Origin of the sequence: Paenibacillus sp. FSL H7-0918, assembly GCF_038007025.1 — a bacterium.
GTDB lineage: Bacteria > Bacillota > Bacilli > Paenibacillales > Paenibacillaceae > Paenibacillus_AQ > Paenibacillus_AQ odorifer.
In genome coordinates, this window is record NZ_JBBOWJ010000003.1 from 73,067 (window position 1) to 94,018 (window position 20,952).

The following is a 20,952-nucleotide window of genomic DNA, read 5'->3' on the forward strand; positions in this document are numbered from 1 at the left end:
AATGACTGCCGGGATGCACTCTTTTTATTATGTCCTAAGGAACTCAACTCATAGAACTAGTTCTTCTATAGCATTTATATCAGCATTACAAGAAATAAGCTAAAATTCGTCAATAAGTTAGTATTATTTACGAAATAACACTAAAAAAGCTAATAAAAAATTAACGAAAAATTCATATTATAAGATTAAGTTATATTAATAATAACTAGTTATGCTAACTAACGTAACTTTTTTTCTTGACAATCTTTGTGGAAAATTTTAGAATGTAAGCGATTACTCTTAGTTTCCTAAGTGATATTCAAAAGAAGACATTCGTAAGTTCACAAACAAACATCGGAGTTTAAATTTAGGGGGGCAAAGCATGAAAAGGTGAAGGATAACATCATAGATAACAAGATAATAAAATGTTAGTTTTTTTGTTTCATGACTATGTATGAGGGGGTTCACTTGAGGATGAAAAAAAAGAACGCGTTCTTAGCTCTACTTCTGTCATTTTCTTTGTTATCTGTGACTGCTTGCAGTAATTCCTCTAATAGTGCCAATGAGAACGGTAAAAATGCTGCAGGTAATAGCAATACTTCGGTAAAAGCAACCAGTGATGTGGGTCAAACGGCAGTTAAGAATGAGGGCGCTTCTGATCTTGAAATTAAAGCGGGAAGTTCGGTAACCGTTTTCAATCCAAAGATCCCGACGCTCGATCCTACACAATGGCAAGGACAAATTCTGGTAGGGCAAGGAACTTTGCTCGAAGGGCTTTATGGCTACAATCAGGATAATGAAATCGTTCCGAAAATTGCGACAGGTTATACCGTTTCAGATGACAAAAAAACTTGGACGTTTACCCTCCGTAAAGATGCCAAATGGTCAAATGGCGATCCTGTAACCGCCCATGATTTTTATTTTTCTTATATGTATCAATTGGATCCAGCTAACACAACCGCACAACTTTGGCTAAGCGTACTTAATTTTGTGAAGAACGGATATGCATACCATGCCGGATCTGTAAGTAAAGAAGAAGTTGGTCTAAAAGTAGTTGATGATTACACGCTGGAAATTACGACCACGCTGCCTCACGCTATTCTGGGGGATATGGTTCTTTCCGGGTCGATGCCTATGAATCCTAAAGCGGTCGAAGCGAACCCTGGTAAGTGGTTTGAACCGGGGAATTTTGTGAGCAACGGCCCTTACATGGTTAAATCTTTTACACCTAACGGTGAACTCGTCATGGTGAGCAATCCGAATTATGTAGGTGCAGCCGGCCAGCTTAATCACGGCAATGTAGAGACCATCCATGTTCTTCCGGCGACAACCGTGCCGGTGGAGGATTATATGTCCGGCCATGCAGATGTCGTTCTAATCCAAAGCGCGTCTGATTTACAATACGTGAAGAAAACGGAGGAGCTAAAGTCCCAGCTGTATACTGCAGCGACTTATGCAATCAAATATTTGCTCTGGAGCAACCCGACAACGGAATCTCCATATGACAAAAAAGAGGTGCGCCAGGCTATCGCCAAAGCGATCCAGCGTAAACCGATCGTAGAATCGGTGCTGAACGGCATGGGCGGGGCGACCAATATCTTTGCTTCACCAGGTTGGCCAACGGAAAAACTGGAGCAAGGACTTCCGGAAGATCTCGAGGCAGCCAAACAATTATTGAAGGATGCTGGTTATGAAGGCGGTAAAGGTCTGCCAACCCTATCGTTGTATGTTGGGGTCAAGCAAGTAGATGCTCAGGGTGAACAAATCGCTTTGGCGTTAGGTCAATTACTGCAACAAAATCTTGGTATCAAAACAGAGCTAGTTCAGCTCAATGAGGCGCAGTTTAACGCTTATCAGTACAGCGGACCTCAGGGCGATGCAAAACCAGGCTTTATTCTGGCGTCGGGCGCAACCAACTGGAGTGAACCAGGAAGTTTGGACATGGGTGCAACGCAGCAACTATATTCCATAGGAACACTGGATGCCCCGCTAGAAGCTACGAAACAATTCGTGGATTGGACCAAGGAAACTTATTATAAACCGGCTATTGAAAAATATGGGGATCCGGATAATAAGAACGCCGGTGTAGAATGGAGCGACTGGGCAGCATTAGAAAAAGCTGCTAAAGAGGATATCGCCTTTTTGGATAAATGGACAGCAGAGCAGCCTGCAGATTGGCAGCCTTATTTGAAACAACCGGGGCTTCCAACGGCCGCTGAACAATGGCAACAGATTGTAGACCTTTGGAAAAATGCTAAAAATAACGATGAAAAACATGCCGCCTTTGTAACCGCTTGGACCTTCGTAGCACCAAACGCGCCAGGTGGCAAGTTGAATCAAAATGCACTTGATGTACAGGTATATTACAACAGTTATCAATCTGATACCTTAAGAGATTTGAGAATGTGGCAAGCGCAATTCGTAAATGCGCTGACCGTCGAAGACGCTGCTCCTATCGCGGCTAAGGTAGTTAATAACCTGCTCGAAGAAGCTTATGCTGTTCCGTTGTATTATCAACAGCAATACTTCTTGGTAAAACCCGGCATTACAGGAGTGCAATCAAATCCTTGGGCATGGGGCAACTTCTATGGGCTACATCTTTTATCTGTAGAATAATCCTAAATGGGTTGAATAATTACCAATCGCGGGCGCCAATTATGGTGCCCGTGAATCGGTAAAGGAGGGTCGGATTTGACCATATTGAAATTTATTTCAAAGCGCATTTTACAAATTATTATCACTTTAATCTTGGTCATTTCAGTTAGCTATACCATGATGTATTATTCACCTGGCGGTTTCATGAATACGAATACCATGGCTACGGCACTGGCTCCGCTGCAAGGGCAAAACCCTGTTCTCTATCAACAAGTCATGGACCAGTTTCAAAGCCGGTATGGTTTGAATTTACCGCTGTGGCAACAAATCATGAAGTATATTTGGCATCAATTAACCTTCGATTTCGGTAATTCGATGCAGAATCCTTCTTTGCAAATTGCGACTCAACTGAAGCAGGCTTTGCCGATCAGTACACTTTTGGCCTTTGGATCTGTTGTTCTTTCGGTAATTATCGGGGTTCCGCTTGGCATTATTGCAGCACTCAAACGTAACACTTGGATTGATTATGTGGTAAGCACCATCTCATTGACGGGTCAGGCTATTCCGGCATTTGTTCTCGCGGTGATTATGGTTTTGTTATTTGGTGTTGTGTTTCAAGGAATTCTGCCTGTAACGGGATGGGGTCACTGGAGGCAAGCAATTTTGCCGATTATTTGTTTATCTGCGGCGAATGTCGGTGTTGTTGCCAGATATATGCGGGGCAGTCTGATCGAAACCATGAGGTCGGATTTTATGCGAACCGCAAAAGCTAAGGGGGTCAAATATTGGCCGATGATTTTTAAGCATGGTGTCAAAAACTCGCTGACTGCGATGATAACCGTCATCGGACCTCAATTTGCTTTTACCGTGATGGGCACGATCTGGGTGGAGCAAATTTTCGCCATTCCAGCGCTTGGTCAGGTGATGCAGACGGCATTTACCAGTTTCGACTATCCGCTCGCCATCACATCTGTATTTCTGCTGGGATCCATGATTATGATTATGAATTTACTCGTTGACATTATTTATGCCTTTATTGATCCGCGTGTCAGATTATAAGCGGCACAGACTATACGAACCTAGGAGGGGGAGCAATTGGCTGGCACAGTTGCAGCAACTCAATCGGATGTAGCTTTGAAGAGAAAAAAGAATCTTCAGAGATCCCAGTTTTATCAAGGTTGGAAGCGATTTAAAAGACATCGTCTTGCCGTTATTGGTTTGGTCTGGGTTATCCTTTTTTTGATCGCGGGGATCATTGGACCTTGGGTGGCCCCATATGACTATCGCACGGGAGATTTTTTGGCTATCAATCAAGGGCCGACCTGGCAGCATATTTTTGGTACGGATAATGTGGGGCATGACATGTTCAGCCAGATTCTGTTCAGTGTTCGAAGCGCTTTGATTATTGCTTTTGGCGCGACTTTGGTCAGCTTCATTATCGGGATCATATTGGGCTTGTGGGCCGGATTGCGCGGCGGAATCGCCGATATGATTATTATGCGTGCTGTGGATTTTATGATGACCTTGCCGGGATTTTTGTTCGCCTTGATATTAGTCATTATGCTGGGACGTGGGTATTTATCTTTGATTCTAGCAATTGGAATTCCGGGTTGGGCGGGGTATGCACGCTTGATCCGAAGTCTGGTCCTAAGTATGCGGGACGGGGAGATGGTGGAAGCGGCAAGAGCGTTAGGCGCATCTCAGGCGCATATTGCCAGACGGTATATGTTGCCGAATGTTATCGGCAGTATGGGTGTCTCTCTCGCCTTCGGGATTCCCGGTGATCTCATCCAGATTGCAGGCTTAAGTATTTTTGGCATGGGGCTTCGGCCACCAATCCCTTCATTTGGGAGTATGATTGCTCAAGCCAGTGAGAATATTCTCGGCTTTCCATGGCTGCTGTATTTTCCGGCAGGTATCTTTGCAATAACCTTGCTTTCGTTTCTGTTTGTAGCAGACGGTCTCCAGGAAGCATTCAGTCCGAAAGGAGGCAATTAATATGGGTGAACCGCTACTTTCTATTGATGACCTTCATGTGAAGTTCTCCCGCAGTGAAGATGAAGTTTATGCCGTAAACGGCGTCAGTTTTTCGATCAATGAAAATGAATCCTTGGGGATTGTTGGTGAAAGTGGCTCCGGTAAGTCCGTTACATTGATGTCATCAATTGGGCTCATCCGTGAAAATGGAAAAATAACATCGGGGACAGCTCAGTTTAATGGTAAGGACTTACTTAAAATGCGTCCCAAACAATTAGAAGATATTCGTGGACGTGACATCGGCGTTGTTTTTCAAGATCCGATGACCAGCTTGAACCCGATCATGCGTATCGGGGATCAAATAATGGAAGCCATGCTGACACATCAATATGCAAACCGGAAGGAAGCTTTTGACCGCACCATTCAGCTCTTGCATGAAATGGGGATTCCGGATCCTAAATCACGATTTAAAAGTTATCCTCACGAATTTTCCGGGGGGATGCGCCAACGTATCATGATTGCTATTGCTTTGGCATGTGAACCGCAATTATTGATTGCCGATGAGCCAACAACCGCGCTTGATGTCACTGTGCAGATGCAGATTCTTGCACTATTGCAGGAATTGCGCAGAAAACATGGGATGAGCGTAGTGATGGTAACGCATGATTTTGGCCTTGCGACCAACTTTTGTGACAAAATCATCGTGATGTACGGGGGCCAAATCATGGAGAAAGCCACTACGGACAAGTTCATAAGTGAGGCGGCGCATCCCTATTCACTTGGATTGAAACGCTCCATTATCGAAGTGGGCCACAAGGGAAAAGAAATAATGCCTATTCCAAAGACGGCAAAGACACTTACACAGACATTGACCGGCTGCCCATTTGCCGATCGTTGCTTCTATACAACTGAACGGTGTCAGAATGAAGTTCCCAAGCTTCGTGATTTTAGCACCGATCATCAGATCGCCTGCCATCATGCTGAGGAGGTCGCTTCCTATGCCCAATAATCCGCTCTTGCGCGTAGAAAATGTCTCGAAAACTTTTCGGGTACAAGGAAAAAAGCTGCATGCCATCGAGAATGTTTCTTTTACCCTGGAAGCGGGGAAAACACTGGGGCTTGTTGGGGAAAGTGGCTCAGGAAAATCAACCTTAGGGCGAATGGTTCTGCGTCTACTCGAATCTGACAAAGGAAAAATATTTTTTGAGGACGTGGAGCTCTCAAAGGCAAATAAAGAGAAGCTGCGGGCGATGCGCCGGGATATGCAAATTATTTTCCAGGATCCCAAGGCGAGTCTCAGTCCGAGAATGACGGTAGGAGACGCTATTGAAGATGCAATGGCTATCCACAAAATTGGAACTAAAGTAAGCCGGCATGAGCGTGTGATCGAATTACTTGAGCGGGTCGGTTTGCCTTCTGAAGTCCAATACGCTTATCCGCATGAACTGTCAGGTGGACAATTGCAGCGGGTTGGGATTGCCAGAGCGTTGTCACTGAATCCCAAATTGCTCATTTGTGATGAACCGGTGTCCGCATTGGATGTATCTATTCAGGTTCAAGTCATTCAATTACTAAAGGATTTGCAGAAGGAGTTTAACCTGACTTATATCTTTATTTCGCATAATTTGGCAGTAGTGGAGTATTTGAGTGATGATATCGCGGTTCTTTATTTAGGAGAGGTGGTTGAGCAAGCTCCGGCGGATGAATTGTTCAAGAAACCTACGCATCCTTACACGCAGGTCCTGCTAAATTCGATTTTGAAGATTCCGGATAGTGTGGAGCAGAAGCAGCAGATGGTATCGATTCAAGGCGAGGTGCCATCACCGCTTAATCCACCAAGTGGTTGCACTTTTCATCCGCGGTGTTCTTATGCCTCGGATGTATGTATGGCTGTCAAGCCTGAACGGAAAATCGTGTCAGAAGGCCATAGTGCCGTGTGTCATTTGGTAGAATAAGCAGTGGCTTAATTAAGTAATCAGCAGATGACTTCTGTATATCACAGAAGTCATCTTTTTTAATTCATACACACAAAAAAGCCCTGTAAGAAGGTCACTTTTTTCAAAGTGAACAGCTTATAGGGCGCAGTTTAAAGACTGATTACTGCTTGTCAATCGCTGCTGCTAACCCTTCATAGGAAGAATCCTGAAGCAGCACTCCGTTCACCATAAATTTAGGAGTACCGTTGACTCCGTAGGAACCAGCGATCTTAAAGTCTTCTTTTACATCGAACATGTAGGTATGATTCTTGAGATCTGTTTCAAATTGGGCGTAATCAATGCCCTCGATGTTATTCTTAACGAATTTTAAAATGAATTTCTGAGTGGCCCAAATTTCGCTCTCATCGCCTTGATTAGCGTACAGCTTATGAAGGTATTCCCAGAACTTCTCGTTGCTTTGCTTGTAGATGGCTTCGCCGGCGCTAGCGGCAAGATAAGAGTCCCGGTCCAAAAATGCAAAGTTCATGAAGAAAAGTTCCACTTTTCCGGTATCTACGTAGTCTTTAATAAAAGTATCCAGATACTTTTCAGTCCACATTTTGCAGGCGGGACATTTGAAATCTGCGAATTCGATAACTTTAACTTTGGCATCAGGACTTCCAAGATGAGGTTGCTTCTCATATTTCAGCCCATCAACAACAATGCTTCCCTTTACGTCGGTGTAGTTGGGTAGATCTGCTGTATCATCAGTCCTATTGCTTAAGATGAAAACAATTACAGCGAGAAGGATTACAACAACGACACCTAATATCATGGGAAGCAAAGGTCTTTTGGTCTGAGATTGTTTAGCTGACACTTTCTTATTCATATCTCACCTCCTAGACAATATAGGAATACTATAAAAATAGTATAATCATCCAGTAGGTAGTGTAGATATGTCATTTGTAACAATGCTACGTAACGTTGTAGCTAGTTATTAGTTTTTGAATTTAGCGGCTGAGCGAATGACAGGGGGCACCTCGTGGATGGACGAAATAGTCATCACGGCTTGCTGCATCTCTTGCTCCAGCTCGATAAGGTTATAGCTCCATTCATTTTGCTGCTTCAGGTAAATACTGTTGATGCCTGCGGTAACTGCGGGAAGTACATCTGTACGTAACGAGTTGCCAATCATCCAGGTACGTTTGCGGTCAAAGCTTTGGGTAGCCAAAATATTTTCAAGCGCCTCAACATTTTTATGCTTCCGAATATAGATACGATCGTCAAAATAAGCATCCAGCTTCATTTGTTCAATTTTACGTTGCTGAATGGTGTCGTCCCCGCCAGTATACAAGAATAAATGGTGACCCTCTTGCTTCAGCGTATCGAGTGTTTCAACCATGCCAGGGTAAGCTTCAATTTCTTGGTCATAGACGCTTAGGCCGAGCTTGTGTAATTGCTGCTCTTGAAAGCGATCTGTCGGACGGTTATATTTGGCGCAGAAATAACGGTAGGTGGCGATTAAGGATTTGGGAAAGTTGTCGCTGGCCAGGCCACTTGTGTTGACGGTATCAACATCAATTTCTATTTGCTTGCTGCGTAATTCACTGGTGCTTGGACCAAATTCATTAAACCAATCAGTCATGAGCTCGAAATATTGCCCTAAAATTAAATCGAAATATTTGTTGCAATGAACCAGCGTATCATCTAGATCGAAAATTACTTGTTGAGTTGTGTATTTCATATCTCTCACTCCTTGGATCTGTATCTGTATAGTGTTCTATAGGTGAATATAAGATTCTAGAAACATTTGAAGCTCAGAAGCGCCGTCTGGACGGATACTGAAGCGCTCGTCTTGTTCCCCGCGAAGATGGATACGGAGTAAACCGGCTACGCGTAGGATCATTAGGTGATGCATAAGCATTTCTCTGGATTGATTTAGATCGGACTGCATCTCCCATAGAGATTTGGGTTCATGGGCGACATACCGAAGCAATCGGAGTCTGGTTGGATCTGACAGTGCCTTGGTCATGCGCAATAGCACCATCGGTGGTTCATTTTCATCTTCCAATGGCACATCTACAGGATACTGTACAATCACCATAGTTTTGTAGAAGCAGTAGGTGTTGATTGGTCGATTATGAACGGTAGGCAATAATACTATAGTCTTAAGATCCCGTATATCCTCGAAAACTACACCACCGGATGCATATTCAATTAAAGAAATAGGGTCCATTTTGCTTTCCAGCATTTTTTTCTCAGAGGCATCTTCAATTAATAACGGTAAAATCTTGTGTTCTACATGACGAAAATATTGCTCATACCAGAGTCTAAGAAGCGGACTATAGCTGCTCTTGATCCGGGAAGCTTCATCTATGGTGAAATCATGAATTAACGGTGCGATCTGCTGATAACACTCTTCTATAGAAGCTGAATCCAGATCATCCAGGAAATGCAGCACTGATGTTGCGGGCCCCCGGCTGTAAACCCAAGCATATAACACATCATAATCTGTAAATGGCCACTCGGCAGCTTGCATGAGAGCTGTTACTTTATGAGGAGTAATGCGATCTTCCACATCACTAACCCAGTGGGGACCGAGGTCTAAATTGGAGATCCATTTTCTGGTTACATATATCATAAAACTGTCCAACAGTTCATAAACCGGCGATACGTCGATTTTTAATTCGTAATCCATGTAACATGCACCCCCAGAAATCCGTAACTTCTACATATTATCTCTTGTTTTGAAGAGGGTTGTCCACTATAATGTTCGGTGTTTGCCAATTGGCGTTAGATCACATCATTGTTTTTATTATAGGGGGATATCATCCGTGTCAGACCGGCTTAAAGTATCTATACGAAGTAATAGCAAAATGACTTTCATGATTCTTATTACCGCTACTATAGCCGCAGGGCTTAGCCAAGGGCTGTTGCTGCCCATTCTATCCATTCTTTTGGAGCAAAAAGGAGTGTCCTCGTCACTGAACGGACTGAATGCTGCTGCACTATACATAGGATCATTTGGGATGACCTTGATTGCTGAACGTGTTCTTGGAGCGGTTGGATTTAAAAAATTGATAGCTGGTGGGATTAGTTTAGTCTTAGTAAGCTTGCTCATGTTTCCCTTTTTTACAGGGATCAAGGTATGGTTTGTATTGCGTCTGCTTGTGGGTGTGGGCGATGCTGCGATTAATTACGGGGCCCAGCTTTGGGTTCTGCTTATGACACCTGCCGAGCATCGCGGACGTAATCTTTCACTATATGGCATGTCCTATGGTCTGGGTTTTAGCTTAGGACCACTTGGGATAAGTCTGCTGCGTTATGGACAGGCCGTGCCTTTTATTGTTCTCGCATTTCTATTTTTGTTAGTCTTAATCCTTGTGACTACAATTCTGCCGGATTCCCGGCCAGATAAAGCGGAGAGTGGTGAAAGCCAGGTTCGCCGTTTCGGTCGTTGTTACAGCTTAGCCTGGTTCGCTTTAATTCCAGCCCTTTTATATGGCTTTATGGAAGCCAGCTTAAATAGCAGCTTTCCGGTATATGGTCTGCGTATCGGTTACAGCACAGATCAAATTGCAGCGTTATTGCCTTTTGCGGGGATTGGAGGACTGCTTCTGCAGTTTCCATTAGGTCTGTGGAGCGACCGGTTTGGCCGCAAGCGGGTACTGATTATTGCCGGGATCGGAGGCGGGATCGCCTTTGCGATGTTGCCGCTGGCAGGTGATCATTTTACGCTGACAATGGTACTTCTGATGATCGCAGGAGGATTAGTGGGCTCCTTTTTCTCATTAGGGCTAAGTCTGGCCGCGGATATTTTGCCAAGACATCTACTGCCTGCTGCTAATGTGGTTGCTTCTTTCCATTTTAGTATTGGCAGTATTATCGGCCCCGGCATTGGTGGTTTGTTGCTGCAAGTGGGCTTAAGCGGCGGTATTTTCGCCCTGATGGGTGGTTTATATATCGTGTTCGGCTTGCTGGGGTTATTATTCTCGCCACAACCTAGAAATTGAGGTAAGATAAGAACGAGTGCTCGCATGGAAATTGAACTCACATTCAGAGTACACTATAGATTATAGATGAAGACAGGGAGAGGCTGAACTATGATCACAGTTGAACACTTAGCCAAGGCAGTTGGGGAAGACAAAAATCCGGTCCTGCAGGATATAGGATTTCAATTAGAGCCGGGTGAACTCGTAGCCATACTTGGAGCGAGTGGGAGCGGTAAGACCACTTTATTACGCTGTTTAGCGCTGCGAGAGAAGTGGGACAGAGGGAATTTTAGAGTGGACGGTACGGATATTATGGCGAGTGCCTTTTCCGGAAAAAGAAAAATTCGACGGGAGTGGGCTTACCTGGAGCAGAATGCAGAGCTCAATCCTAACCGCACAGCGCTGAAAAACGTGCTGATCGGCCAGTCCGCACAGACGCCAATGTGGCGTATGGTTACAGGGATGGTTCGTTCAGATGATTATATGGGTGCGATGGATGAATTAGATGCCCTTGGACTTCTAGACAAAGCGAAGATGAAGACTAGCCAGCTAAGCGGTGGAGAACGTCAGCGTGTAGCGATTGCTAGAGCATTAACTCATGGTGCCAAAGTAATTCTAGCGGATGAACCGGTTACGGGTCTGGACCCCAAATCCGCAGAAAGTGTATTGGAAACTTTGCGCAGACTGTGTAAAGAGACGGGTCTTACCGTAGTGACGGTGCTGCCTATTGAACTGGCTGAACGTTTCGCTTCACGTATATGGGTACTAGAAGATGGACGAATTAAGCATGATATAAAGGGACGTAGATTAACGTCTCAGGAACGCGCAAATTTGTAAAGTTCGGACACGGATAAGGAAAAGAGTGATGAGGTTGAGTATAAAAAGTCTTAGGTGCCTGGCAGCTGCAACACTGTCGTTATCCGTACTTTCGGGTTGTACTTTCATCAGTGATCCCGTTTCGAAGATGAAAGCTCCGCAGCTGTCTGCTGACAAAGCAACACTTATGGCTGCTATTAATTCACATATTCCAGCGGGTACGGAGTTGATCCGCCCGGTTAATGATGAGAGCTCAATTTTCACAGAGGATCTCAATAACGATGGAATTATGGAGTCGTTGGTGTTCTATAGAACGCCAAGCGAAGCTGTAGAGATTCACGGGATGATCTTAGAGAAGCAAGGAGATGCCTGGGTCAAAAAGCTTGTTTTTGATGGGGATGGAACTATGCTGGAGTCCGTCGATCTGAAAGATATGACAGGTGACGGGAAGCTGAATATCATTACAGGTTATTCACGCGGGGAAGAAAAAGGCCTCGTCGTGTATAGCTATTCCAGCGGATCATTGGAAGAAGTGCTTTCACTTCCTTACACCAAATATATGCTTGATGATCTTAACAAGGATGGAATTGAAGACATCACCGTTGTTTATTTTAAAAGAAATGAATTTGCAACCATTTCGATCTATCAGTACAATGATGGCTTTAAGGTGCTCGATAAGATCGAGGATATCGATCCGTATTTTTCTAATTATTACAATATTGTCGCAGGAAAGATTGCTAAGGATAAAGAAGGAATCGTATTAGACGCTTCGGTGGATTTCCAATCCGCCTACAGCTTAATGGTTCTTATGGAGCATAACAAGCTGCGTGTGGTTTTGCCAGGTGATACGAGGACTTACAAAGATCGTCTGATTGCAAGCGAAGATATCGATCATGATGGCATTATTGAAGTTGGATTGCTTGAAGCACCAAAAGGATGGGAGTATTTCGACCCCGCAGATATTCCTTATTTCACCTCCTATTATAAATGGGATGGAAAAGATGGCCTAACCTTTGCAGTCCAGCTATATCGTGATCCATCGGATCGCTTTACTATTAATTTTGATCCAGAGCTGCATGGAAAGGTAAGTATTGATACGAAATCTGTTCTGGATAAAAACCTTAAGTTCATCATGACTGATACCGGAGAGACTTTTGCTGAGGTTTCCTTCTTTTCTCCTTCGGAATGGGATAAGGCTAAGAATGAAGGCTGGGAGCTGCTTGGACGGGATTTAGATAAAGTCATCGGCTACCGTGGTGAGCTAGAACAAAGTACAACTAAAGAAGGAAGCAATAAGATTGCCTCCCCTATTGAAAGGAAGGGAATAGATGAGTAAAGTTCTGATATTGGAAGATGAAGAGTCCATTCGCAGTTTCATAGTCATTAATTTGAAGCGTAATGGTTTCGAAGTGCTGGAGGCTGCTGACGGGAATGAAGCATTGCATAAATTAACCACTATACCTGATATTGATATTGCGTTATTGGATGTTATGGTTCCCGGCATTGATGGATTTGAAGTTTGTAGACGGATTAGGGAGACTAATGAACGCTTGGGAATTATTTTTCTTACCGCCAAGGTTCAGGAGCAGGATAAAGTTTACGCTTTGTCCGTAGGTGCAGATGATCATGTTAGTAAGCCATTTAGCCCAACGGAGCTAATTGCACGTATTCAATCTTTGCTGCGCCGTGTAAATGTGCATCGTGAACAGTCGGCCAAGGTTTCTTTTCATTCGGGGCCTTTCAGCTTGGATCTTATTACCAAACAATTCAAACGTGATAATGTAGCCATTGAACTGACGCCCACGGAGTTCTCTCTGATTCAATTCTTTCTTGAAAAAGAAAACACTCCACTTAGCCGCGATCTTCTGTTGGATCATGTGTGGGGCAAGGAGTATATGGGTGATCCCAAAATTGTAGATGTAAATATCCGGCGCTTACGCCAGAAGATTGAGAACAATCCTTCGGAGCCGGAATTTTTGCAGACTGTATGGGGGCACGGATATAGATGGAAAGGCCAAGGACAATGATTAAGAAGGGGATGCGCAGACAGATTGTTCTGCACTACATTCTTGTAGTTTTTTTGGCGCTTCTCCTCGTAGAAGTTATCTTCCTGCTGGCCATCAGAACATATTATTATGACAGTGTATACAGCAAGATTAAAAATCACATTTCTGTTTCAGAGTCGTTTTTTCAAAAGAACATGATACCCAGCGATAATAGCATCTATCTGCTACAAGAAGTACTGGAGAGGTTCTCATTGAGCAAGACGGAGCTGGAAATCTTATCGCTAAATGGGGATATCATCACTAGTTCCACTGGCTTTCAGCCGGATCGGACCATTACGACCAGTGATGTACCAGAAGCCGTTGGCGGCAGCGTTGGGCGCTGGGTAGGGCGTCAGGCAGGCACGAATGAGAGCGTGATGGCGGTTTCCAAAATGCTGCAGATTCATGGACAGGATAAGTATGTCCTAAGGTATATTACTTCACTAGAAGAAATCAATAATGATTTGCTTAATCTAACTTTATTGTCCACTGCTATTGCTGCAGCTGTTATGGCTGTAGTTGTTGGGTTTAGCTTCGGACTGGCCAACTCGATTGTGAAGCCGCTGAATAATATTACGGCAGTTTCAGCTCAGATGGCGAAGGGGAGATTCAACGTACGGATTAAGGGAGACTATAAATTTGAGATTGGTGATTTGGCTTCAACGCTGAATTATATGGCTCAGGAAATTGTACGCAGTAATCAGATTAAGGATGATTTTATCTCGTCCATTTCTCACGAGCTGCGGACACCTCTTACAAGTATCAAGGGCTGGAGTGAAACCTTGGTATCCGGCGGGTATGATCCGGAGGAGACAAAACTTGGAGTCAGCATCATTTCCAAAGAAAGTGAACGCCTGATTGGGCTGGTGGAAGAAATTCTCGACTTTTCTAAGCTGCAGCAGAACCAGATGAAGCTGTCGATTGGGGTTGTAGATGTAAAGGTACTGCTGCAAGAGACGATACTGAATGTTTGGGCTAAAGCGGAAAAGAAACGAATACATCTGTTGCTGGAATGTGAAGATGCGATCTTTGTTAAAGGGGATGCCAATCGGCTAAAACAGGTATTCTTAAACTTGGTAGACAATGCAGTGAAGTTCTCACATGAAGATTCCAGTATTGAACTGTCAGCAAAGAGACTGTCTGCTACAGAAACAGCGATTATGGTACGAGACAGCGGGATAGGGATTAGTGAAGCACATATATCCAGAGTGAAGGACCGTTTCTTTCAAGTGGATGCACTTAATGGAGGAACAGGCTTGGGGTTAGCGATTTCACAGCAACTTGTAGAACTTCATAATGGGACACTTGATATGGTAAGTGAGCTTGGAAAAGGAACGGAAGTTACCGTCATCTTGCCTCTTACAGAACCACAGCCGGAAGTTATCACAGAAGAGGTAACTCAAGTGACAGCTACCTTTCCTGAATTAGATGATTGGGAGGCCTAACGTGAGATGGGGGTAACGAAGAATTCGATCCGTATAGTTCGTGGAGAGCCAGATCGGGTTAGCGACATCTTGAGGCTACTGCAAGAAGCGGCGGGGTGGATGGAGCTTAATGGAATTAAGCAATGGACACCCGGACAATTTACCGAGACCGATATAGCAGGATATTTTGCTGACAGACATGTTTATTTAGCCCTTGACGATGGGGCTGTAGTTGGCATGTTCACGTTGCAATTCAGTGATCCACAGTACTGGGGCAGTAAAAATGATGAGTCCTACGCTTATTTGCACCGATTGGCTGTGAAAGACTCCCACCGCGGCCGAGGACTTGGACAGCAAATGCTTAAATATGCAGTAGTTCTAGCCAAAGATCTAGGCTGTAAGAGCCTTAGGTTTGACACTGTGGCACATAACATTAAGCTCAATCGTTATTATCAGAGCATGGGTTTTCACTACATGGGCACTAACGATATGGGAAATGGTCGTTTAGTGAACTTATATGAACATTTTGAGGAAGGTGCTGAGTCAGACCGTCTGATTCTCAGATTTATATCAGAATCTGATTTTGAACACTTAAAGCGCTGGAGTGTTTCTCCAGAGTATCTGAAGCAGTGGGCAGGACCTTCGCTAACTTATCCTTTAGAGGATGAGCAGCTTGTTAAATACTTAAAGGATGCTAATCATCCAGGCTTATCCGATCGTCTTATCTTCTGTGCAATTCAAGAAGCTACGCAGCAGGTAGTGGGCCATATTAGCTTTTCAGCCATTGACCGGGTTAATCGTTCTGCACGTATCGGCAGGGTAGTAGTAGATCCTGAGTTTCAAGGTAAAGGCATTGGTAAACGGATGATGCAAGAGATGCTTCGAATCGGATTTGAAGGTCTGGACCTGCATCGTCTGTCTCTGGGTGCTTTCGATTTCAATACGGCTGCCCTGAAAGCTTATGAAGCTGTTGGCTTTAAGCGGGAGGGTGTTCAACGTGAGTCTGCTTTATTCGGTGAGCAATATGTAGATTGTGTGGAAATGAGCATATTAGACAGAGAATGGACGGCTAGCCGTAATTCATAAAATCACTAATTCTTTACAACCGAAGGGGCTGTTGCTCTGGTCATGATCGACCAGGACAACAGCCCCTTTTTATATAAAGTATTTTTCTATATAATGGTTGTTATGAAGGAAGAACTTCACGCAAACGTCCTGTCTTCTCATACACATCCTGAAACAGACGGGAAGGTTGGTTTCGGACCGCCGGCTTGGCAGCCACAGTCTCATGTGGTCCAACGACAACGATATTATTTATGCTTCCCTTGATGACTGCTCCATCCTTAATGATTGCCCCTTCACCAATAATGGCATTCTCAATCAGCACTCCACGGCCAATGCGAACTCCAGGCATAATAACACTTTGTTTGATCTGGCTCATCTTACCGATTTCTACCCCATTAAAGACTACAGAACGTTGTAGACTACCTTCTTGGGAGCAGGATTCATTCACGAGAGAGTCCGTTGCTGGGTTCTGTACACGTGGTTTATGAACTGCAAGCTTAGTCCGGCGAACCCGACTATACATAGGCCAATGAGTCTTGTCTAACTTCATGCCATTGTCTTTTTGCAGAAGGTCCATATGTGCTTCCCAGAGACTGCCGACTGTACCTACATCTCTCCAGTAACCCTTGAAACGGTAAGCGAATAAATCATCGTTCTGATCCAGCATGGTAGGAATTACGTCTTTACCAAAGTCATGACTGGAATTAGGATTAGCTGCATCCCGCAACAAGTGCTCCTTCAGATAAGCCCACTCGAACAGGTAGATACCCATTGAAGCAAGATTACTTTTTGGTACTTTAGGTTTTTCCGCGAATTCGGAAATTTTCAGATCATCGTTTACGTTCATTACTCCAAAACGACTAGCCTCATCCCAAGGAACCTCCATTACGGAGATGGTTGCTTTTGCTCCTTTTTCAATATGATAATTCAGCATCTTACGGTAATTCATATGGTAAATATGGTCACCGGATAGAATGAGCACATGTTCTGGGTTGCGGCTATCAATAAAGTCAATGTTTTTATAAATCGCATCAGCAGTCCCTGTATAACTGTCTCTGCCTTCAACACCTGAAGGAAGCAGTGTGACACCTTTATCCTTTTGACTAACTAAGCCCCAAGGCTCACCTTCACCGATATGATTATGCAAAGAGTCAGCTTCGTATTGTGTCAGAACACCTACTGTATCAATGTTCGAATTTACACAGTTACTTAGCGGGAAATCAATAATTTTATACTGTCCACCGAAAGGGACTGCAGGCTTAGCCATACTGGAAGTCAAGGGAGCCAATCTGCGGCCTTCCCCTCCTGCCAATAACATGGCGATACAATCTTTTTTGTTGTTCATTTGTTATCCCTCCCATTATTTTGTCAATGCTTGTAATATAAACTTACGACAAGCGCTTGAAACGACATAGGTGAAATATATTGCTTTGTAAACAGAAAAATTACAATTAATATTTCTTTATCAGAAAATCTTTTCTTTTAACATCAAAACATTTTCAAAATGGTAATATTCGGGTAAGGTAATAGGTACAAGCACATTGAAAAAGGTGGTGTAGAATTGGCTGAAAAAGCAAAAATCGAGACCCTTCCGTCAGCTGCTGATATCTATCTGTTCCATGAGGGCACCAATTATCGCAGCTATTCTATGCTGGGTGCACACACTGCCGCTGAAGAAGGCGTTACCGGTGTGCGCTTTACCGTGTGGGCTCCTCATGCGACATATGTAGGACTAGCTGGTGATCATAATGATTGGGACGGAACACAGGGCGTGGACTCGTTATATAAGATACCCGATTCAGGATTTTGGAGTCGTTTTTTTCCGGGAATACAGCCGGGAACTTTTTACAAATACAGGATTCTTGCCTCAGATGGATCAAGTTTCCTTAAAGCGGATCCTTTTGCTTTTAAAGCTGAGGTTCGACCGGCAACGGCTTCGGTAGTAGCAGAACTGGATGGCTACCGCTGGGGAGATGCAGCATGGCGTCGGAAAAGCAAAGCTCCATATCAACAACCAATGAACATTTATGAAATGCACTTCGGTACCTGGCGTCAAAAAGAGGATGGAGAGTTCTACACCTACCGGGAAATGAGCGAGCTGTTGATTCCTTATTTGGTGGAGATGAATTATACACACGTGGAATTTATGCCGCTGGCAGAACATCCATATGATCTATCCTGGGGTTATCAAGGGACGGGGTATTTTGCGGCAACCAGCCGTTATGGCGAACCCCATGAGTTGATGTATTTGATCGATCAGCTGCATCAGGCAGGTATCGGTGTGATTTTAGATTGGGTTCCCGCTCACTTTGCCAAAGACGCACACGGATTACGTATGTTTGATGGAGCGCCACTTTATGAATATGCCGATCCAATGTTAGCTGAAAAACCAGGCTGGGGGACACTTTCGTTTGATTTCAGTAAGCCGGAGATTTCTTCATTTCTTATTTCTAATGCGCTGTTTTGGTTCGAGTATTATCATATCGACGGAATGCGTGTAGATGCGGTTACGAGTATGCTTCGACTAGATTTCGAAAAGCGGGATCATCAATATCGGCGGAATGTTAATGGTGGATTGGAGAATCTGGAGGCCATCAAATTTATCCAGAATCTGAACAAGGCTATCTTTCATTATTTCCCAAAAGCATTGATGATGGCGGAGGAGTCCAGTGCTTGGCCAGGGGTTACTGCACCAGTGCATGAAGGGGGCCTTGGCTTCAATTACAAATGGAATATGGGTTGGATGAATGATACGCTAGGCTACATAGAACATGATTTTGGTGGGCGCCCTTATCATCATAATTTACTTACGTTCCCAATATGTTATGCTTATGCCGAAAATTACGCATTGCCGCTATCGCATGATGAGGTTGTTCACGGCAAGAAGTCTTTGTTAGACAAAATGCCGGGTACTTATGAACAAAAGTTCGCAGGCCTCAGGCAGCTGCTGGGATATCAGATCTCTCATCCCGGTAAAAAGCTTCTGTTTATGGGTGGGGAATTCGGTCAGTTTATCGAGTGGAAGGATCAGGAGCAGCTGGACTGGCTGCTGTTGGATTATGAGAGCCATCGTCGTATGCTTGCCTACACGGCTGCACTTAATAAACTGTATCGCTCCGAAAAAGCGTTGTGGGAGCTGGATCATTCTCAAGAGGGTTATCAGTGGATTGATGCGGATGACAATGATCAAAGTGTGATTTCGTATATACGCCGAGGGAAGAAACCAGGAGATACGCTGCTTATAGTCATCAATTTTCAACCGGTAGAACGGCACAATTATCGTATAGGCGTGCCACGGGCCGGGACTTATGAAGAGCTCTTTAGCTCAGAAAATGTAGAGTATGGTGGCTCCGGATTGCACAATGTCCCTCAAAAGAGCGTTAAGCTGGAATGGCACAATCAGGTGAACAGCATAGAGCTGACTCTTCCGCCCCTTAGCTTTCTGGTGTTTAAAAAAACGTCACGAATGGGTAAGAATAAAGAGGCAAAAGAGTTATAGATCTAAGTACGAATAGAGAATCCGTACAGTTTAAGGGGGAAATAATCATGAAGGTTTTATTTGCCGCAGCTGAAGCCCATCCTTTTGTCAAAACGGGTGGTTTGGCCGATGTCATTGGAGCATTACCTAAAGCGCTGAAGGCTGCCGGGGTAGATGTACGAGTGATTTTGCCTAAATATCGTGGGATTCCTGACAAGTTCACCGCTCAAATGGAGCATTTAACGGAAGTGTATGTTCCAATTGGCTGGCGAAAACAATACTGTGGAATTGAACGCATTATCTATGAGGGTATCCCCGTTTATTTTATCGACAACGAGTATTATTTTGGCCGTGATGGAATTTATGGTTATATGGACGATGGTGAACGGTTTGCGTTCTATAATCGTGCAGTGCTGGAGTGTCTGCCAGCCATTGATTTCCAGCCTGATGTACTGCATTGCCATGATTGGCACGCGGCCGTAATTCCAATGCTGCTACAGGGGCATTATCGCCACAATCCATTTTACAGTGAAATGCGGAGTGTATTTACAATACATAACCTGTTGTATCAGGGAGTGTTTCCTTATGAGGTACTTGGAGAGCTGTTAGGTCTGGATAGCAGCTATTTTGGTAGTGTGGAGTACTATGGTAATGTGAATTTCTTAAAAGGCGGGATTGTATTCAGTGATCGGGTCACGACCGTCAGTCCGACTTATTCAGAAGAAATTCGCACACCTTATTATGGTTACGGTTTGGATGGTTTGTTGAACGCACGGTCAGATGTTTTAAGTGGGATTGTGAATGGCATTGATACTAAAAGTTATAATCCAGCGACAGATTCGAGCCTTGTTACCCGTTATCGTTCTAATTTGACCAAGAAGACGGAGAACAAAGTAGCCTTGCAGGAAGAGCTGGGATTACCTGTGGATGCTAATATCCCAATGGTAGCCATGGTCACGCGTCTCGTGGACTCCAAAGGTTTAGATCTGCTTACCCGAGTGCTGGATGAGTTGCTATATCACGATGATATTCAATTTGTGCTGCTTGGAACAGGTGATGAATCCTACGAGCGTTGGTTCAAGGAAGCGGCATGGCGGTATCCGACCAAGCTGTCTTCACAGATCTTATTTAATGATGCACTCTCACGAAAAATATATGCTGCCAGCGATATCTTCCTTATGCCGTCTAAGTTTGAGCCCTGTGGCATCAGTCAGCTGCTCGCTTTACGGTATGGTAGCATACCCGTTGTCCGTGAGACAGGTGGCCTAAATGATACTGTGCACGCTTATAATGAAGAAACCGGTGAAGGCAATGGCTTTACGTTCAGCAATTATAATGCACACGATATGATGTTTACGCTGCGCCGGGCGCTTTCTTTTTACAAGCAGCCTGAACATTGGAAAAAGATCACAAAAAATGCTTTCGCGGGAGATTATAGCTGGAATGTATCCGCTCAGCAGTACATGGATATCTACGATGATATAACCAGATAAAGTTTAACGAATTCTGTAATGGGTTAATAAGGGATTGCACCTGGGAGTATGGTAAATACTCTGGGAGCAGTCCTTTTTTTATGAAATTAGGAATAAACAGTCGAATGATTTAGCCAGTATAGGGGATAGTAAAAATGTATAAATTTAGCTTCAACGTGAATAAAAGTGATTT

17 protein-coding genes are annotated in these 20,952 nt (G+C 44.1%); 13 read left to right on the forward strand and 4 right to left on the reverse strand.

The genetic code is table 11. The features are described 5' to 3' along the window. Positions 1-453: 453 nt before the first annotated feature. From MHI15_RS20215 to MHI15_RS20235, 5 genes are all read left to right on the forward strand, one after another. The gene (locus tag MHI15_RS20215; protein WP_076130036.1) at positions 454-2,595 is read left to right on the forward strand and encodes a peptide ABC transporter substrate-binding protein; all 2,142 of its coding nucleotides are present in this window, start codon (positions 454-456) and stop codon (positions 2,593-2,595) included. 75 nt (positions 2,596-2,670) lie between these two features. Further along, a complete protein-coding gene (locus tag MHI15_RS20220) occupies positions 2,671-3,633 on the forward strand; it encodes an ABC transporter permease (protein ID WP_036687660.1) in 963 nt (320 codons plus the stop codon). Positions 3,634-3,669: 36 nt separating this feature from the next. Next, a complete protein-coding gene (locus tag MHI15_RS20225) occupies positions 3,670-4,572 on the forward strand; it encodes an ABC transporter permease (protein ID WP_081383373.1) in 903 nt (300 codons plus the stop codon). Position 4,573: 1 nt separating this feature from the next. Next, a complete protein-coding gene (locus tag MHI15_RS20230; RefSeq protein ID WP_036687658.1) occupies positions 4,574-5,560 on the forward strand; it encodes an ABC transporter ATP-binding protein in 987 nt (328 codons plus the stop codon). Then, positions 5,550-6,506, forward strand: coding sequence for an ABC transporter ATP-binding protein (locus MHI15_RS20235; protein WP_076184417.1), 957 nt, complete (start codon positions 5,550-5,552; stop codon positions 6,504-6,506). The genes MHI15_RS20230 and MHI15_RS20235 overlap by 11 nt, the downstream gene beginning before the upstream one ends. Positions 6,507-6,648: 142 nt before the next feature. On the opposite strand, the gene MHI15_RS20240 is transcribed toward MHI15_RS20235, so the two are convergent. The 3 genes from MHI15_RS20240 to MHI15_RS20250 form a co-directional block, all read right to left on the reverse strand. Next, complete coding sequence (locus MHI15_RS20240; RefSeq protein ID WP_076279324.1) at positions 6,649-7,356, reverse strand: DsbA family protein; 708 nt, start codon at positions 7,354-7,356, stop codon at positions 6,649-6,651. Positions 7,357-7,464: 108 nt separating this feature from the next. After that, positions 7,465-8,211, reverse strand: a complete 747-nt coding sequence (locus tag MHI15_RS20245; RefSeq protein WP_076098782.1) for an HAD family hydrolase — start codon at positions 8,209-8,211, stop codon at positions 7,465-7,467. Positions 8,212-8,247: 36 nt separating this feature from the next. Next, the gene (locus MHI15_RS20250; RefSeq protein WP_036687649.1) at positions 8,248-9,165 is read right to left on the reverse strand and encodes an ArsR/SmtB family transcription factor; all 918 of its coding nucleotides are present in this window, start codon (positions 9,163-9,165) and stop codon (positions 8,248-8,250) included. Positions 9,166-9,343: 178 nt separating this feature from the next. Between MHI15_RS20250 and MHI15_RS20255 the strand changes: the two genes are divergently transcribed. The 6 genes from MHI15_RS20255 (at position 9,344) to MHI15_RS20280 (ending at position 15,830) form a co-directional block, all read left to right on the forward strand. Then, positions 9,344-10,480 (forward strand): MFS transporter, encoded by a 1,137-nt coding sequence (locus MHI15_RS20255; protein WP_341004285.1) that lies wholly within the window; start codon positions 9,344-9,346, stop codon positions 10,478-10,480. A 90-nt stretch (positions 10,481-10,570) separates the two neighbouring features. Next, positions 10,571-11,296 (forward strand): phosphonate ABC transporter ATP-binding protein, encoded by a 726-nt coding sequence (locus MHI15_RS20260; RefSeq protein ID WP_036687647.1) that lies wholly within the window; start codon positions 10,571-10,573, stop codon positions 11,294-11,296. Between the two features lie 34 nt (positions 11,297-11,330). Then, positions 11,331-12,611 carry a hypothetical protein gene (locus MHI15_RS20265; protein ID WP_254847685.1) on the forward strand — a complete coding sequence of 427 codons (1,281 nt, stop codon included), beginning with the start codon at positions 11,331-11,333 and terminating at the stop codon, positions 12,609-12,611. Then, positions 12,604-13,302: a response regulator transcription factor gene (locus tag MHI15_RS20270; protein ID WP_036687642.1), complete on the forward strand. Its 699-nt coding sequence runs from the start codon at positions 12,604-12,606 to the stop codon at positions 13,300-13,302. The genes MHI15_RS20265 and MHI15_RS20270 overlap by 8 nt, the downstream gene beginning before the upstream one ends. Beyond that, complete coding sequence (locus tag MHI15_RS20275; RefSeq protein ID WP_175618929.1) at positions 13,299-14,765, forward strand: HAMP domain-containing sensor histidine kinase; 1,467 nt, start codon at positions 13,299-13,301, stop codon at positions 14,763-14,765. The genes MHI15_RS20270 and MHI15_RS20275 overlap by 4 nt, the downstream gene beginning before the upstream one ends. A 6-nt stretch (positions 14,766-14,771) precedes the next feature. Beyond that, positions 14,772-15,830: a GNAT family N-acetyltransferase gene (locus MHI15_RS20280; protein ID WP_081387185.1), complete on the forward strand. Its 1,059-nt coding sequence runs from the start codon at positions 14,772-14,774 to the stop codon at positions 15,828-15,830. Positions 15,831-15,930: 100 nt separating this feature from the next. Here MHI15_RS20280 and MHI15_RS20285 read toward each other — a convergent pair whose 3' ends face one another. Further along, the gene (locus tag MHI15_RS20285; protein ID WP_076130041.1) at positions 15,931-17,154 is read right to left on the reverse strand and encodes a glucose-1-phosphate adenylyltransferase; all 1,224 of its coding nucleotides are present in this window, start codon (positions 17,152-17,154) and stop codon (positions 15,931-15,933) included. A 216-nt stretch (positions 17,155-17,370) separates the two neighbouring features. Here MHI15_RS20285 and glgB point away from each other — a divergent pair, with 216 nt between their 5' ends. Both glgB and glgA read left to right on the forward strand, forming a co-directional pair. Further along, positions 17,371-19,308 carry a 1,4-alpha-glucan branching protein GlgB gene (glgB, locus tag MHI15_RS20290; RefSeq protein ID WP_076218219.1) on the forward strand — a complete coding sequence of 646 codons (1,938 nt, stop codon included), beginning with the start codon at positions 17,371-17,373 and terminating at the stop codon, positions 19,306-19,308. Between the two features lie 47 nt (positions 19,309-19,355). Then, complete coding sequence (gene glgA, locus MHI15_RS20295) at positions 19,356-20,780, forward strand: glycogen synthase GlgA (RefSeq protein WP_036687636.1); 1,425 nt, start codon at positions 19,356-19,358, stop codon at positions 20,778-20,780. Positions 20,781-20,952 lie beyond the last annotated feature (172 nt).

Coding starts and splice junctions, on each gene's coding strand:
- MHI15_RS20215 (WP_076130036.1), top strand. CDS start 454: ATGAAAAAAAAGAACGCGTTCTTAGCTCTACTTCTGTCATTTTCTTTG.
- MHI15_RS20230 (WP_036687658.1), top strand. CDS start 4,574: ATGGGTGAACCGCTACTTTCTATTGATGACCTTCATGTGAAGTTCTCC.
- MHI15_RS20235 (WP_076184417.1), top strand. CDS start 5,550: ATGCCCAATAATCCGCTCTTGCGCGTAGAAAATGTCTCGAAAACTTTT.
- MHI15_RS20240 (WP_076279324.1), bottom strand. CDS start 7,356: ATGAATAAGAAAGTGTCAGCTAAACAATCTCAGACCAAAAGACCTTTG.
- MHI15_RS20245 (WP_076098782.1), bottom strand. CDS start 8,211: ATGAAATACACAACTCAACAAGTAATTTTCGATCTAGATGATACGCTG.
- MHI15_RS20250 (WP_036687649.1), bottom strand. CDS start 9,165: ATGGATTACGAATTAAAAATCGACGTATCGCCGGTTTATGAACTGTTG.
- MHI15_RS20255 (WP_341004285.1), top strand. CDS start 9,344: ATGACTTTCATGATTCTTATTACCGCTACTATAGCCGCAGGGCTTAGC.
- MHI15_RS20260 (WP_036687647.1), top strand. CDS start 10,571: ATGATCACAGTTGAACACTTAGCCAAGGCAGTTGGGGAAGACAAAAAT.
- MHI15_RS20270 (WP_036687642.1), top strand. CDS start 12,604: ATGAGTAAAGTTCTGATATTGGAAGATGAAGAGTCCATTCGCAGTTTC.
- MHI15_RS20275 (WP_175618929.1), top strand. CDS start 13,299: ATGATTAAGAAGGGGATGCGCAGACAGATTGTTCTGCACTACATTCTT.
- MHI15_RS20280 (WP_081387185.1), top strand. CDS start 14,772: ATGGGGGTAACGAAGAATTCGATCCGTATAGTTCGTGGAGAGCCAGAT.
- MHI15_RS20285 (WP_076130041.1), bottom strand. CDS start 17,154: ATGAACAACAAAAAAGATTGTATCGCCATGTTATTGGCAGGAGGGGAA.
- glgA (WP_036687636.1), top strand. CDS start 19,356: ATGAAGGTTTTATTTGCCGCAGCTGAAGCCCATCCTTTTGTCAAAACG.